The organism is Rathayibacter sp. CAU 1779 (assembly GCF_054551755.1).
In genome coordinates this window covers 2,220,847-2,235,087 of sequence record NZ_JBTOLK010000001.1, presented here as the reverse complement: position 1 = coordinate 2,235,087, position 14,241 = coordinate 2,220,847, and the positions used below count along the sequence as shown (strand labels likewise).

The following is a 14,241-nucleotide window of genomic DNA, read 5'->3' as shown; positions in this document are numbered from 1 at the left end:
GGGCGGTCTATCGGCCAGCCCGGTGTCCGTTCGTGCGAGCGGCCTCTTTAGGCTTGAGGGGTGTCAGTCGACCTCGCCTTCGCACGCACGGCGGTGCGTCGCTTCGCGCGCGCCACGAACCTGCTGGTCGCCGGGCGGTCCTTCGCCGTGCTCGGCGATGACGCGCGGGCGGATGCGCTCCGCGGCATCTTGAGATCGTGCGGCGCCCGCGAGGTGGCGACCTCGCCCGACCACCTCGTCGTCGCGACGACGGACACGACGTGGGAGAGCGTCACCGCCTTCGAACCACGGATCGTCATCGACACGCTGGGCGACCTCACCGCACGGATGGCGGACCGAGCGCTGCCCAGCGCTCGAGCCGGCATCCTCACGGTCGACGGGATCGACGTCGTGCCGGCGGATCCGTCCGTTGCTGTTCGGCTCCCGCTGCCGCCCGCGCCCGGCCGGATCGCCTGGGCTCGTGCGCATATGCCGCTCACGGCATCCTTCGCCGCTGACCTTCGCGAGGATGCATTTCTCGACGGCCGTCGGATCGCCGTCTCGATGGTGCTGGAGCCGAAGACGGCGGTACTGGCGCTCGCGCTGCGCGACGCGGGTGCAGACGTCTCCGTCTTCTCGCACCGCTACGAGACGGACGAGCCCGTCGCGGCCCACCTGCGCGAGCTGGGCATCCCGGTCTTCGCGGATGCGGCCGGAGACGCCGCCTCCGATCGCACGCTCGCGCTCGGCCTGCTCGACACGAACCCCGACGTGCTCATCGACGACGGCGCGCACGTCATCCGGCTCGCTCACGAGGCAAGGCCGAATCTCGTCTCCCGCATGGTCGGCGCAGCCGAGGAGACGACGAGCGGCGTGCGGGCTCTGCAGGCGTTCGGCGACGGGTTGCGGATGCCCGTGGTCGCCGTCAACGACGCCGTCACGAAGACCCGCTTCGACAACCGCTACGGCACCGGGCAGTCCTGCGTCTTCGCCCTCGCGGACACGATCGAGGCGGCAGGCGTCTCCGGTGACGGCACGGGCCGGCTGGTCGCCTCGTTCGACGGCGCCGTGGTGCTCGTCATCGGATTCGGACCCGTCGGCCAGGGCGTCGCGCAGTTCTCCCGTGCACTCGGAGCGAAGGTGCTGGTAGCGGACACGGATCCGCGCGCCGAGCTCGAGGCGCAGTACGCCGGATACGCGACAGGCACGGCCGCGGAACTCGCGCCGGTGGCCGACATCGTCATCTCGGCCACCGGCGTCGCCCACACGATCACCGTCGAGCTCGCGCGCCTGATGCCCGACGGCGCGATCCTCGCCGTCGCCGGCGGCGTCGACGACGAGATCGAGGTCGCGTCGCTGCGCGAGTCTGCACACCCCACATCGCTCGGGGATCATCTGACATCGTTCGCCGTCGACGACGTTCGGACGGTCGCCGTCGTCGACGACGGCGACTGCGTGAACATCACGGCGGGCGAGGGCAATCCCATCGAGATCATGGACCTGTCCTTCGCGGCGCAGCTCCAGGCCCTTCGCACACTCCTCACGACACCAGGGCTCGAACCGGGACTCGTCGCCCTGCCAGGCGATGCCGACCGGGAGATCGCGCGTCGCGCGCTCCTGCCGGAGGGCGCTCGGTCGCCCGGCCCGGCAGAGCTGCCACGTGAAGGGACGCCGTCGTGACCGAGATCCGCGTGTTCTCCGCCGCTCTGGTGCTGCCGGTCACCGCTCCGCCCATCCTGGACGGCGCGATCGCGGTGCGCGACGGACGCATCCTGCACGTGGGTGAGCGAGCGTGGGTGCTCGGCGCGCTGCGGGAACGCGGCGAGGAGTTCCGCGAGACGCATGCCGACGGCATCCTCACGCCCGGGCTCGTCAACGCCCACACGCACCTGCAGTACACGGGCATGGCCGAGGTGGGCCGGGGCCGGTACAGCGGCTTCGAGGACTGGGCACGCGCATTCGACACCCTCTACGAGCGACGGCACGACTGGCGAGCGGATGCCGTGGCCGGTGCGGGACAGCTTCTCGCCTCCGGGGTCACCGCCGCCGCCGACGTGGTCACCGACCTCGAGGCGGCTGCTGTGCTGCACGACACCGGCTTGCACGGCATCGCGTACTGGGAGGTGATGAGCTGGGAGGACGAGCAATGGCGAGACTACGGACGCGACCAGGTGCACGCCGAGCTCGATCGGATCCCCACCACGCCCGGCGCGGGACTGTCGCCACACGCTCCGTACTCGCTCGACACGGTGCCGCTGCACGAGATCCCGGACATCGTGCGCGAGCGTGGTCTGCGGCTGCACATCCACCTCGGAGAATCGCAATTCGAGGGCGAACGGGTGCCCGAGGACGGCGGCGAGCGCCACGAGAACTGGCGGTTCGCGGGCGTGCAGAGCTTCCGCGCACTGCGTGAGCTCGGGTTCGGCACCAGCGCCACCGAGTTCGTCGACCAGCTCGGCGTGCTCGGTCCCGACTGTCACATCGCCCACGGTGTCTACATGACCGAACAGGATCGCCGTCTGTTGCGGCTGAGGGGCACGAGCGTCGCCCTGTGTCCGCGATCGAACGATGTGATCGGGCTGGAGCCACCGCCCGTCGCCGACTACCTCGCGGAAGGCAACGCGATCGCCGTCGGAACCGACTCCCTCTCGTCGAGTCCGTCGCTCGACCTGATGGCCGACGTGGCCGAGTTGCATCGGCTCGCAAGGGCACAGGGCTATCGAGGCGACGACCTGCACGCACGACTGCTGGGCGCAGCCACGCTGGGCGGCGCCCGTGCGCTCGGCCTCGACGTCGGCCCGCGCCGCCTCGGACAGTTCGGGGTCGGCGCCGTTGCCGACCTCGCGTTCTTCGACGTCCCCGTCCGCAGCGCTCCGGATGCCGTCGCGGAGCTCATCGAGGCCGGCGCCGGTCGCTGCGCCGCGACCTACGTCGACGGCCGCCTGCGCTGGTCACGTCCGGAACTGCACGAGGCGGCCGATGAGGATGACGCCGACCGAGAGAGGCAACGATGAGCACGTCCGACGCCGAAGACCTGGGATTCGCACACCGGATCCGCCCGCCGCTCGCGGAGCAACTCGACCTCGAGCCGCACCCGGAGGGCGGATGGTTCCGCCGCACCTGGACCTCCCCCGTCACGGTCGAACTGCCGCGAGGCGAGCGTGCAGCAGCATCCCTGATCCACTACCTGCTCGAGGACGGCGAGGCATCCGCATGGCATGTCGTGCAGTCGGACGAGATCTGGCTCTGGCACGGTCCGGGCAGGATCGCACTGCAGCTCGGCGGCACCGGCGACGCGCCGGTCGAGGGCACGACGACGGTGCTCGGCCCCGACATCCTCGCCGGAGACCGGGCGCAGGCCGTGGTGCCGGCCGGAGTGTGGCAGCGCACGCTGCCGGCTGCGGGCGAGACGCTGGTCAGCTGCGTCGTCTCCCCCGAGTTCAGCTTCGACGACTGGGCGCTCGACTCCGCAGCCGAGTGAGCTTCACCCGGCGTAACCGATTCACGGTCTCCCAGGCTGCTCTCGTAAAATCGCCGTGCATCAGAGAGGAGCGCGACAGCACGCGGCTCCTCTCTTCTCCTTTTCCCGGAAGGTCACCCGTGTCCCGCACTCCTCGTTCCGCGCGCACGCCGCGTCGTCTCGCCATCGGCGCCATCGTCGCGGCCGCCGCACTCGTCGCGCTGAGCGCCTGCAGCTCCACGTCCACCACGACCACGCACGGACTTCAGACCGTGACGGCGGGAAAGCTCACCATCGCAACCGGTCAGCCGGCGTACTCGCCGTGGGTCATCGACAACAAGCCCCAGTCGGGCAAGGGCTTCGAGTCCGCCGTCGCCTACGCCGTCGCGAAGAAGCTGGGCTTCTCGAAGGACGAGGTGACCTGGACTCGAACCGGCTTCGACCAGGCGATCGCTCCCGGCCCGAAGGACTTCGACTTCAATCTTCAGCAGTTCAGCATTACCGACAAGCGCAAGAAGGCCGTCGACTTCTCCTCGCCGTACTACACGACGACGCAGGCCATCGTTGCGTACAAGGGCACGCCGGTGGCATCGGCGACAAGCGCCGCCGACCTCAAGCCGTACAAGATCGGCGTGCCGGCCGGCACCACCAGCTACGACGTCCTCGTCAAGGAGGTGGGCGGATCTCCGGCCGTCTTCAACTCCGAGGACGACGCCGTGCAGGCTCTGAAGAGCAAGCAGATCGACGCCATCGCCGTCGATCTGCCCGCCGCCTTCTACATCACGAGCGCACAGCTGAAGAACGCCACCATCGTCGGCCAGTTCTCCGACACGGACGGCGGAGACGACTACGGTCTCGTGCTGGCCAAGAACTCGCCGATCACGAAGAAAGTCACCGCGGCCGTCGACTCCCTGCGCGAGGACGGCACGCTCGCGGCCCTCGAGAAGAAGTGGCTGTCCGACTCCGTGAACGTTCCGACGTTCAAGTAGGCGGTACCGTCCCACCTGTGCCTGCTTCGTCTCCTGCACCCGATCCATCGACGTCGAATCCCACGTCGGTCGCCGACGCGACCCTCGCAGGATCGGCCGCAGCTGCACACGTGCCGAGCCCCGTCGCGCTCGACCGTTCGAGGTTCCGAAAGCGGCAGTCCTCCCGATCCGTGATCATCGCGCTCGTGAGCACTGTGGTGTTCGCCGTCGTCGTGTGGCTCGCCGTGGTGAACACGCCGGGTTGGGCGCTCGTACAGCAGTCGTTCTTCGACCCGAAGACGGCGTGGGAGGCGCTGCCGAGCGTGCTGCTCGGTCTGTGGACGAACATCCAGGTGCTGTTCTTCGCCGCGATCGGCGTCGCCATCGTCGCGACGCTGCTGGCGGGCATCCGCTCGCTGCGCGCGCCCGTCTGGTTCCCGCTACGGTTCCTGGCCACGGCCTACACCGACCTGTTCCGCGGGCTTCCGGTCCTCATCGTGTTGTATCTCGTGGGCTTCGGCATCCCTGCGCTCGGAGTGTTCCCGCGCGTTCCGGCGCAGGTGTGGGGAACGATCGCCCTGGTGCTGTGCTATTCCGCCTACGTGGCCGAGGTGCTTCGGGCGGGCATGGAGGCGGTGCATCCGTCTCAGCGGTTCGCGGCACGCTCGCTCGGGCTCACCCACACGCAGACGCTGCGACTCGTGGTGTTCCCGCAGGGCATCCGCAAGGTGACGCCGGCGCTGATGAACGACTTCGTGTCCATGCAGAAGGACGTGGGCCTCATCTCCGTGCTGGGCGCAGTGGATGCCGTGCGCGCCGCCCAGATCAACGTCGCGGAGACCTACAACTTCACCGCGTACGTGGTGGCCGGGCTGTTGTTCGTGCTGATCAGCTGGCCGATGATCCGGCTCACGGACTGGTACACGGCGAGAGCGCAGAAGCGCGAGCAGATGGGCGGTGTGGTGTGAGCGAGCGGACGACGGCTACCGGGGCAACCCTCGCGGACGACGCATCGGCAGCCTCCGTGCTGAGCATGCGTGGGGTCTACAAGGCGTTCGGCGACAACGTGGTGCTGCGCGGCATCGACCTCGACGTGAACAAGCACCAGGTGGTCGTGCTCATCGGGGCGAGCGGATCCGGCAAGTCGACGCTGCTGAAGACCGCGAACCTCCTGGAGCAGATCGACGACGGCCAGATCTTCCTGCAGGGCGAGGACATCAGCGATCCGCGGGTGGACGTGGACAAGACGCGCTCCCGCATCGGTGTCGTCTTCCAGCAGTTCAACCTGTTCCCGCACCTCACCGTTCTCGACAACGTGACTCTGTCGAACCGCAAGGTGCACAGGATGCCGAAGGACGAGGCGGAGCAGATCGCCGTCGAGCTCCTCGGGCGCATCGGACTCTGCGACAAGCTCAAGGCATATCCGGATCGGCTGTCGGGTGGCCAGCAGCAGCGCGTCGCGATCGTGCGCGCCATCGCCAGCAGTCCCGAGCTGTTGCTCCTGGATGAGATCACCAGCGCCCTCGATCCGCAGCTCGTCGGCGAGGTGCTCGATCTCGTGACCGAGCTGAAGGCATCCGGATCCACGATGGTCATGGCCACGCACGAGATGTCGTTCGCTCGCCGCGCCGCGGACCTCGTCGTGTTCCTCAAGGGCGGCGTGCTGGTGGAGCAGGGTCCGCCGGAGCAGGTGTTCGACGACCCGCGGCATCCGGAGACCCGCGAGTTCCTCGCCCGCGTGCACACGATCGCCTGAAGCTGCTGCCTTCCCCTCCCGAGAGTGCCCGTTCCCCCTCCCAAGAGTGCCCGTTCCCCCTCCCAAGAGTGCCCGTTCCCCCTCCCAAGAGTGCCCGTTTCTCCTCGCGAGAGTGCCCGTTCCCTGGGCGAGAGTGCACTCCCGTCAGCGGGACGTCCAGCCGCCGTCGATCCCGAGAGTCTGTCCCGTGATGAGGGAAGCAGCGGGTGAGGCGAGGAACACCGCCGCGCCCGACACCTCCCGCGGAACCCCGATACGGTGCAGGGCGGCGATGCGCTCGATGGTGTCGGCGCGGAACTTCGGATCCGACAGGGCCGCCTGCGTGCCGTCCGTCTCGATGAAGGTCGGTGCCAATGCATTCACCCGGATCCCGTATCCGCCCCACTCCACCGCATGGCAACGCGTCATGTGCACCACAGCGGCCTTCGCCACGCAATACGCCGACTCGCCGGGAAGGGCGACCAGCCCTGCCTGCGACGCGACGTTGACGATGGAGCCTCCGCCGGCATCCCGCATGTGCCGTGCCGCGTGTTGTGACAGGAAGTACGTGGACTTCGCATTCAGGGCCCAGACGCTGTCGAAATCGTCCTCCGTCACGTCGATCGCCGCGCCCATGATGCCGCCGCCGGCGTTGTTCACCAGGGCGTCCAGCCGGCCGAACTCGTGGACGGTGCGGTCGATCGCCGTCCGAGCGCCTCTCAGGTCGGTCGCGTCGAGGCGCACCGGAAGGGCGCGGCGCCCAAGCAACTCGATTTCGGATGCCAGCCCCGCGTCATCCGCAACGTCGCGCAGTCCGATGGCGACGTCGGCGCCGGCCCTCGCAAACTCGAGCGCGATGGCCCTGCCGAGGCCGCGTCGTGCCCCCGTGACGAGAACCGTGGTGCCGGACAGCTCGAATGGTGACGACGACGATGTGGGCTGCGATGCGGTCATGCCGTCAGGCTAGCGATGGGACACAGGACCGGCGCGTTCGTACCGCGGAAGAAGTCCGCGTCCAACGAGCGGAAGAACACGCACCCTCGACAAGAGGAACAGGCACCCTCGGGAGGGGAAACGGGCACCTTCGACAGGAGGAACACGCACCCTCGAGCGGAAGGACACGCACCCTCGAGCGGAAGGACACGCACGTTCGGCAGGAGGAACAGGCACCCTCGGGAGGGGAACGGGCACCCTCGGGAGGAGGGACGGGCACGTTCGAGCGGAGGAACGGGCACCCTCGACGGGATGGGTTGGGGGCCTCGAGGGAGACGAAAGCACGCGGACGGACTACTTGGAGCTGCCGCCGGAGGAGCTGCTGTCGCCCGCGATCGCCTGCGACGCGGCGAGCGCGTCGGCGAGGTCCTTCTTGAGGCGGGCGTCCTGGGCACCGTAGGTCGCCCAGTCCCCCGCCTTGAGGGCCGCGTCGCGATCAGCGAGCGCCTGCTTCGCATCGTTCAGCGCATTCTGCAGGGTCTGCTGCTCGGTGGAGGTGCCGCCGGAGGTCGATCCGGATCCGGTCCCGCTGCTGTTCCCGCCGCTCGCCTGGTCGGAGCTGCCGCTTCCAGTGCCCGTGTCCGTGCCGGTGTCACCCGCGGGTGCGCCCGAATTGCCGCCGAACAGAACGTCGAGCGCGCCGTCGAGCGTGTCCTCGAACGCGATCTTGTCACCGAACGAGACGAGCACCTTCTGCAGCAGCGGATAGCTGGTGGATCCGCTCGACTGGATGTACACGGGTTCCACATACAGCAGGCCGCCGCCGACGGGCAGCGTCAGCAGGTTGCCGTTGATCACCTTCGTCGAGCCCTGCCGCAACAGGTTGAGTGCAGCCGACACGCTCGTGTCGGAGTCGAAGCTGTTTTGGACAGAGCCCGGCCCCGGAATCGTGTCTTGCGACGGCAATCGCAAGAGTCTCAGCGTGCCGTAATCGGAGGCCTTCTTGCCGGACTTGTCCCCCGCGTTCGAGTCGACCGCGAGGTATCCCTTGAGGATGCTGCGGTTCGACGCACTCGTCGACTGCGGGATGAACGTGGTGTACAGCGAGAACTGCGGATCCGACTGACCAGGCATCTGCATGGTCAGGTAGTACGGCGGTTGCAGGGCATCGGCCTCCGAGCTGTTCGGATCCGTCGGCACCTGCCAGGCATCCGTGCCGGAGAAGAACGCTCCGGGATCCGTCACGTGGTACTGCGCGAGCACGTCGCGCTGCACCTTGAAGAGGTCGGCCGGATAGCGCACGTGGCTCATCAGGGCGCCGCTCATCTGGCTTATCGGCTTCACCGTGTTCGGGAACACCTTCTGCCACGTCTTCAGCACGGGGTCTGAGGCATCCCACGCGTAGAGCGTGACCTTGCCGGTATAGGCATCGACCGTCGCCTTCACCGAGTTGCGGATGTAGTTGACGTTGTCCATGCCGTACGTGTTCGCCGCGGCCGTCTGCGAATCCGAGGTTGCGCTGCTGTAGGAGACCTCCTGCGAGTACGGATACTGGTCGCTCGTCGTGTAGCCGTCGATGATCCACACGATGTGCCCGTTCACGACGGACGGATACGGATCGCTGTCCAGCGTGAGGTACGGCGCGACCTGCTGCACCCGCGAGATCGGATTGCGGTTGTACAGGATCTGGGAGTCGTCGTTGACGGCATCCGAGAGCACGATCTGCTCGTCCTGGAACTTGATCGCGTACGCCAGGCGGGTGAACAGGTTGTCGAGCTTCGGACCGCCGTTGCCGGTGTAGGTGCTGTACGTCGCCTGCTGGCCGCCCGATCCGGCCGGATAGTCGAGCTCGACGGGCTTCGATCCGGACGGGGCGCCCACGATGGAGTACTTGGGCGACTCCTCGCCGAAGTAGACCCGCGGCTGGTACTTGCCGAGAGCGCCGGCTGTCGGGATGCCGGACTCGAAGAAGTCGGGCTCGCCATCCGACTGGCGCTTGTTGCCGTACGCGGCGACCAGGCCGTAGCCGTGCGTGTAGACGAAGGTCTCGTTGTACTTGCCGGAGTTGCCCAGGCCGGACTGACGCAGCTCGCGGACAGCGACGACGCTGTCCTGCTCCTTGCCGTCGATCGTGTACCGGTCGACGTCGAGATCGGTCGCGAACCCGTAGTACTGGCGGAACTGCTGCAGCTGGGCGAAGGCGTCCGACACTACCGACGGATCGAGGATGCGGATGCTCGCGGTCGTCTCCGCGTCGTTGCGCAGTGCTCCCTGCTTGGCATCCGTCTTCGCGTCGTAGGTGCTCGTCTTCACGTTGTCGATGCCGTACGCCTTGCGCGTCGAGTCGATCGACCTCTGGATGTAGCTGGACTCGAGCGTCTTCTCGCTCGGCGCGACGACGAGCTTCTGCACGCCCCACGGGTAGATGACGCCCACGATGATGGCCGACACGATGAGCAGCGCCGTGCCAACCAGCGGATACCGCCAGCGGCCGATGAACGCGGTCAGCACGAACAGCAGCGCGACCAACACGGCGATGCCGGCCAGGATGGCGCGGCCCGGGATGGTGGCTGTCACATCGGTGTAGGCGGCGCCGTTCACGCGCCCGCCGACGGAGGAATCCGTGAGGGACGCGTAGCGATCGAGCCAGATGCTCACCGCCTGCAGCAGCAGGTAGACGGCCGCCAGCACGGCGATCTGCACGCGGGCGGCGCGGGAGATGCGCACCTCGCGTCCGTTCACGCGCACGGATCCGTAGAGGTAGGCGGTGGCGACGGTCGCGAGCAGCGCGATGATGACGACCGCCGACATGAAGGCGACGACACTGCGATACCACGGCAACGCGAACATGTAGAACGACGTGTCGAGGTGGAACTGCGGATCCTTGGTGCCGGAGGGCACCCCGTTCAGCCACAGGGCAGCGGTCTGCCAGCGGCTCGCCGCCGCGGCGCCGGCGAAGAGGCCGAAGACGATCGGGATGCCGTAGGTCGCGAGCCTGCGCAGCGGCTCGACCACCTGCTGGTAGCGGCCCACCCCCGAGTCGAGCTTCGCGTACACCGGACGCAGCCGGTACGCGAGGAACATGCACAGCCAGAGCGGCACGGCCATGGCGAGGAAGCCGATCAGGAACATCGTGGCGCCGGCCCACCACTGCGTGGTCAGCACCTCGAGGTAGCCCGCCTGCTGGAACCACAGCACGTCGGTGTAGAGGCTCGCGAAGATGAAGAACGCGATGACCAGCACCGCCACGATGCCGAGGGTGATCCAAACTGCCGCGCGGCGGCGTCGGCCGGGGTGGCGTACTTCAGCGGATGTCACGAATGATCCTCTTCGGGGGCGTTGCGGACTTCTCGTCGTCCGCTCGGGTCGGGCGTGCCGCGCAGCGCGCCCTGGCTACCCATCCTAGGGTGGCGGGACCGGGCGTCGATCGGACGCCACCTGGGAGAACGCTAGATCCCAGGTTGGAGTATCCCGACCGCCTCACATCGCTGAGGGCCGTGGCGCTACGACGCCGGGCAGGTGCGGAGGCCGGATGTGCTGCCGCCGGTGCGCACGGCATCCAGCACCTTCAGCGAGTCGTCGAGGGTCGTGACCGCATAGACGTGCAGACCGGACGGGATGTGCCCCGTCACCTCGTCGCAGTTCGACGTGGGAGCGAGGAAGACCGTCGCACCCGCTTCCCTGGCCGCGAACATCTTCTGGCGGATGCCGCCGATCGCGCCGATGTTCCCCTCGTTGTCGATCGTGCCTGTGCCGGCGACGCGAGCGCCGCCGTTGAGGGATCCGGGAGTCAGCTTGTCCATGATCCCCAGGGCGAACATCTGCCCGGCGCTCGGTCCGCCGACGTTGTCCAGCTGGATCGTCACCTCGAACGGGAAGTCGTAATCCATCGATGCCCCGATGCCGATCACCACGGCACCGGCCGTCTTCTCCGGGGTGACCTGGACGACCTGCTGCTTCTTGTCACGCTCGATCGTGATCGACGCCGGTGTCCCTGCGCCGTTCTTCTCCAGCTGATCGCGCAGCGACTGCACCCCCTTCACGTCGACGCCGTTGACCTCCAGGATCTCGTCGCCGACCTTGAGGATCCCCTTCGCCGGCCCGTCGGCCACCTGCTGCACGACGACGCGCTGCGGGAAGTCGTAGCCGAGCTCGTTGAGGGCGGCGGCCACGGCATCCTTCTGCGAGTCCGTCATGAGCTGCGCGTTCTCGGCGTTCTGCTGTTGCACGTTCTGGCCCGGCGGATACGCGACGTCGACGGGGACGACCGCCCTCGACGCCGAGAACCACGCCAACAGCACCTCGCCCCAGTTGGGCAGCTGATCGGGGTTGCCGATCTCCGAGACCGTGAGCAGGTCGAGCGAGCCCTTCGTGGGATACGTCTTGTGCCCGCTGACGACGATGAGCGGCTTCTTCTCGTCCGCATTCGTCGGCGCCGTGCCGACCGGGTGGTTGTACCCGAGCGTGTTGAAGACCGGTCCAGGCGCCTGGATCACGTAAGGCGCGGGCGACAGCGCCATGACGAGGAGCAGCACGAAGGCGACGACCACGAGCACGGCGCCGACGCGACGCGACCGTGGGACGCGAGGTTCGACCTCGATCGTGCCACCGGCATCCGCTCCGCCTCCGCTCATGTCATCGCCGTGCGACAGGGAACCCGACGCGGATGCGTCATCGGAGAAAAGCGACACCCTGAAGGCTCCTGTTCGCGACGGGCGGACGGCGGACGAGCCCAGCGTAGGCGATTTCCCACCTACGACCGCTGTACGCCGGGCTAGCGTGGAAGATGCGCCGGCGCGGCGGCCCCTCCGCTCCCCCGACGCCTCACAGACCCACTCCGACGACACCGCGGATCGACGAGAAGAGGCATCGCATGTCCGATGACGACCGGGACGACTCCGACGACGAGCTGCGGGACATGCTGCGCCAGTTCCTCTCCGGCAATGGCGCGTCATTCGATGCCAGCCAGCTCGCGGGAGCTGCAGGACTGCCGGGCGATGCCGCGAGCATCCAGGCGCTGATGGGCCAGCTGCAGAGCGCCCTGCGCTCCCCCACAGACGGCATCAACTGGGACATCGCGCTCGAGCAGGGCACGACGCTCGCCTCGAAGGAGTCCGTCGACACGACGCCCGCCGAGCGAGCCGCCCTCGACCAGGCGTTCAACGTGGCGGCGCTGTGGCTCGACGAGGTGACGAGCATCTCCGAGCTGACGACGACGCCGGTGCTCCTGAGCCGTCGGCAGTGGGTCAAGGACACCATGCCCGTGTGGACGCAGCTCGCCGAGCCCGTCGCGACGAGCATCTCGGATGCCCTCACTCAGGTCATGCAGGAGCAGGCACCCGAGGAGATGCGCGGCATGCTCCAGAACGCGGGGCACGTGGTGCGCGCCGTCGGCGGCACCCTTTTCGCCATCCAGCTCGGACAGGTCGTTGGACAGCTGTCGGCGGAGGTGGTCTCCGGCGGAGACATCGGCATCCCGCTGCTCAAGGACGGCACTGCCGCACTGCTGCCGCAGAACGTCGCCGCGTTCGGCGAGGGGCTCGACATTCCCACCGATCAGGTCGCGATCTACCTCGCCGTGCGCGAGCTGGCGCACGCCAGGCTGTTCCGTCACGCCAAGTGGCTTCGGCTGCAGCTGATCACCGCGATCACGGAGTTCGCCCGTGGAGTGACCATCGACATCGACCGCATGCAGGAGCTCGCGGAGAGCTTCGATCCCTCGAATCCCGAGGAGCTGCGCGAGGCGATGGTGAGCGGCGCGCTCATCCCGCCGAAGACCGAGGCGCAGCAGGCGGCGCTGACCCGGCTCGAGACGCTCCTCGCGCTCATCGAAGGATGGGTCGACGTGGTGACGGCCAAGGCCACCGGCCGGCTGCCGAAGTCGGACGCCGTTGCCGAGACCGTGCGCCGCCGACGCGCGGCGGGTGGCCCTGCCGAGTCCGCGTTCGCGACGCTGGTCGGCCTCGAGCTCCGTCCGCGCCGGCTGCGCGAGGCGGCAGCGATGTGGTCGCAGGTGACGGATGCGGTTGGCGACGACGAACGGGACCGCCTGTGGTCGCACCCCGACCTGCTGCCGACCTCGGAGGACGTGGACGACCCGAGCGCTCTCGTGGCGCGGCTGACGGCATCCGCTGCAGGTCAGGAACCGGAGTTCGACGAACTCGACGAGGCGATCGCGGCCATGCTCAGCGGGGAGGAGTTCGGAGGCTCCCGGGACAGGTCCGACGGAGACGACGGAGACACGCCGGGCGACGCGCACGACGACGGACAGGACGACGAGGGTCCCCGACCCGTCTGACAGCGCCTGGCGACCGGCCAGCAACTCGTGGCGGCCGACCGGTCGGCGGACCCCCGACGGCTGACCGGGCGGGCCTGATCCGTGCTGGACCGCGGCCCGGCCCGTGCTCTTTCGCGCGAGACGCCGGCGCTCAGCGTCCGCTGTGGACAACACCGCCGCGACGTCGGCCGTCGCGAGCATGATGGCGCGCATGATCCGTCGTCTCGATCCCGCGATCCCCCTCGTCTGGCGCGACACGAGCACGCTGCAGCTCGGGGTGGATCGCGTCGTGTGCGTGTTCCATGAGCCGACCCCGTCGACCCAGCGGATGCTCGCCACTCTCGTCACGGGAGCGCCGCGATCAGCCCTCGAGGTGGAGACCGCCTCGTCACGCGAGGTCGACGAGCTGCTCGCCGCCGTCGACGACGCACTGCTTCCCACGTCGGCGTCGTCGGATGCTGTCGTGGCGATCGACGGCGAGGGGCCAACGGCGGAGCGAGTGCACCGGCTGCTGCGCGAGGCCGGTCATCGCGTCGTGACCGCGGATGTCGTGGCCGCCGGTGACGACGGCTCGGGCGGTGAGGTGGCCGCCGCCGTGGTGTTCGGCTCCTACGTGATCCCGCCGTGGCGACACGGACCGTGGCTGCGGCGCGATGTGCCGCACCTGCCTGTGGTGTTCGGCGACGACGGCGCCGAGCTCGGTCCGTTCGTCGACTCCGATGGTCCGTGCCTGCGCTGCGTCTCACTGGCGCGCACGGATGCCGACCCGGCGTGGCCCGCGATCGCGGCCCAGCTGGCGGTGCATCCGCCGGCTCCCGAGCCGTCGCTGCTGGCGGCGCAGGTGGCCGCTCAGGCCGCGCGCTGGGTGGACGACCGCCTACGGACGGGA

At 68.6% G+C, this 14,241-nt stretch carries 10 protein-coding genes; 7 read left to right on the top strand and 3 right to left on the bottom strand.

The genetic code is table 11. The annotated features are described in order from the left end of the window. Window positions 1-60: 60 nt before the first annotated feature. From ACX9R5_RS10180 to ACX9R5_RS10155, 6 genes are all read left to right on the top strand, one after another. Window positions 61-1,659 (top strand): adenosylhomocysteinase, encoded by a 1,599-nt coding sequence (locus ACX9R5_RS10180; RefSeq protein ID WP_459408859.1) that lies wholly within the window; start codon window positions 61-63, stop codon window positions 1,657-1,659. After that, on the top strand, window positions 1,656-2,993 hold the full coding sequence (locus ACX9R5_RS10175) for an amidohydrolase family protein (protein WP_459408858.1): 1,338 nt from the start codon (window positions 1,656-1,658) through the stop codon (window positions 2,991-2,993). The genes ACX9R5_RS10180 and ACX9R5_RS10175 overlap by 4 nt, the downstream gene beginning before the upstream one ends. After that, entirely contained in the window at window positions 2,990-3,460 is a 471-nt protein-coding gene (locus tag ACX9R5_RS10170) for a cupin domain-containing protein (protein WP_459408857.1), read from the top strand. Before ACX9R5_RS10175 ends, ACX9R5_RS10170 begins: the two co-directional genes overlap by 4 nt. Before the next feature lie 119 nt (window positions 3,461-3,579). Beyond that, window positions 3,580-4,428: an ABC transporter substrate-binding protein gene (locus ACX9R5_RS10165; RefSeq protein ID WP_459408856.1), complete on the top strand. Its 849-nt coding sequence runs from the start codon at window positions 3,580-3,582 to the stop codon at window positions 4,426-4,428. 110 nt (window positions 4,429-4,538) lie between these two features. Beyond that, window positions 4,539-5,375, top strand: coding sequence for an amino acid ABC transporter permease (locus ACX9R5_RS10160; RefSeq protein ID WP_459409070.1), 837 nt, complete (start codon window positions 4,539-4,541; stop codon window positions 5,373-5,375). Between the two features lie 65 nt (window positions 5,376-5,440). Beyond that, window positions 5,441-6,163, top strand: a complete 723-nt coding sequence (locus tag ACX9R5_RS10155) for an amino acid ABC transporter ATP-binding protein (RefSeq protein ID WP_459409069.1) — start codon at window positions 5,441-5,443, stop codon at window positions 6,161-6,163. A 144-nt stretch (window positions 6,164-6,307) separates the two neighbouring features. Here ACX9R5_RS10155 and ACX9R5_RS10150 read toward each other — a convergent pair whose 3' ends face one another. From ACX9R5_RS10150 to ACX9R5_RS10140, 3 genes are all read right to left on the bottom strand, one after another. Then, window positions 6,308-7,096 carry an SDR family NAD(P)-dependent oxidoreductase gene (locus tag ACX9R5_RS10150; RefSeq protein ID WP_459408855.1) on the bottom strand — a complete coding sequence of 263 codons (789 nt, stop codon included), beginning with the start codon at window positions 7,094-7,096 and terminating at the stop codon, window positions 6,308-6,310. Window positions 7,097-7,429: 333 nt separating this feature from the next. Then, a complete protein-coding gene (locus ACX9R5_RS10145) occupies window positions 7,430-10,393 on the bottom strand; it encodes a UPF0182 family membrane protein (RefSeq protein WP_459408854.1) in 2,964 nt (987 codons plus the stop codon). A 185-nt stretch (window positions 10,394-10,578) separates the two neighbouring features. Beyond that, window positions 10,579-11,709, bottom strand: coding sequence for a YlbL family protein (locus tag ACX9R5_RS10140; RefSeq protein ID WP_459409068.1), 1,131 nt, complete (start codon window positions 11,707-11,709; stop codon window positions 10,579-10,581). Window positions 11,710-11,948: 239 nt separating this feature from the next. Between ACX9R5_RS10140 and ACX9R5_RS10135 the strand changes: the two genes are divergently transcribed. Continuing rightward, window positions 11,949-13,373 (top strand): zinc-dependent metalloprotease, encoded by a 1,425-nt coding sequence (locus tag ACX9R5_RS10135; protein ID WP_459408853.1) that lies wholly within the window; start codon window positions 11,949-11,951, stop codon window positions 13,371-13,373. The last annotated feature ends 868 nt before the right edge of the window (window positions 13,374-14,241 follow it).

What these genes read in the sequence shown, in the direction of transcription:
- ACX9R5_RS10150 (WP_459408855.1), bottom strand. Translation starts at nt 7,096, where the DNA reads ATGACCGCATCGCAGCCCACATCGTCGTCGTCACCATTCGAGCTGTCC.
- ACX9R5_RS10135 (WP_459408853.1), top strand. Translation starts at nt 11,949, where the DNA reads ATGTCCGATGACGACCGGGACGACTCCGACGACGAGCTGCGGGACATG.
- ACX9R5_RS10155 (WP_459409069.1), top strand. Translation starts at nt 5,441, where the DNA reads ATGCGTGGGGTCTACAAGGCGTTCGGCGACAACGTGGTGCTGCGCGGC.
- ACX9R5_RS10170 (WP_459408857.1), top strand. Translation starts at nt 2,990, where the DNA reads ATGAGCACGTCCGACGCCGAAGACCTGGGATTCGCACACCGGATCCGC.
- ACX9R5_RS10140 (WP_459409068.1), bottom strand. Translation starts at nt 11,709, where the DNA reads ATGAGCGGAGGCGGAGCGGATGCCGGTGGCACGATCGAGGTCGAACCT.